We start from the raw sequence: 785 nt of genomic DNA on the forward strand, positions 1-785 counted from the left end.
ACATGTCTGAAGGACCGCATCGCGTTCGGCCTGGCTCAGCGCGTGCGACGGCTTGCCATGCACCGCATTCGCTCGGCCATCCTCGCCCCCAGCGCTCCAGCGCCGATACGTATTGAGCCCTATACGCATCTCGGCGCATGCCCGTTCGAGGCGCGCACCGTCACATCGCGCCGCGTTGACCAATTCCACCGCATGACGGCGATCTCGGGCATTGGTCATTCTTCCTCGCCCCCCCAGATCGCCCGCGCTTTTTTTCTCAGCGTCAGCAGGGCCGCCGTTTCCGCCAAGGCCGCATCCTTACGCCGTAGCTCGCGCTCCAACTCCTTGTTACGTTTGCGCTCGCTTTTGAGCGCCTCGCTGTCCTGGCGACTGCTTTGTTCACTGCGCGCGTTGGCTCCTTCACAGCTCTCACGCCAACGTCGCAATTGCTCCGGATATAAACCCCGACGGCGGCAATATTCGGCTAACTCCACTTCGGATAATGCCGCACATTCCAACACCGCGTTGAACTTGTCTCGCGAACTCCAGCCCTCGCTGTCGGTCGCGTTGGCCGGTAGCAAGCGGCCACGATCCCGCGCAGCTTTGCGCCAGTTGTAGATCGTCGCCTCGCTAATGCCTTCTTCCCGCGACACCTCAACAACGCTACGATTATGTGGCGCCAACAGCTTCTTCAGAATCGCTTCTTTGCGCTCTTCGGAGTACTTCATTGGATTCTTCCCTCTGCCCCCTGTCACGGTTCAAACTCTAACAGCGATTCATGTTCCAACTAGTCTGACACAGGGGGG

The 785-nt window shown here is 59.9% G+C and carries 1 protein-coding gene and 1 pseudogene; both read right to left on the minus strand.

Annotated elements, in window-relative coordinates:
- A pseudogene (locus tag WM40_RS27235) lies at positions 1–219 on the minus strand (hypothetical protein); the annotation flags it as partial.
- Complete coding sequence (locus tag WM40_RS27240) at positions 216–707, minus strand: transposase (protein ID WP_046154677.1); 492 nt, start codon at positions 705–707, stop codon at positions 216–218. The gene WM40_RS27240 and the pseudogene WM40_RS27235, both read right to left, overlap by 4 nt.
- Positions 708–785 lie beyond the last annotated feature (78 nt).

Source organism: Robbsia andropogonis, assembly GCF_000970345.1.
GTDB lineage: Bacteria > Pseudomonadota > Gammaproteobacteria > Burkholderiales > Burkholderiaceae > Robbsia > Robbsia andropogonis.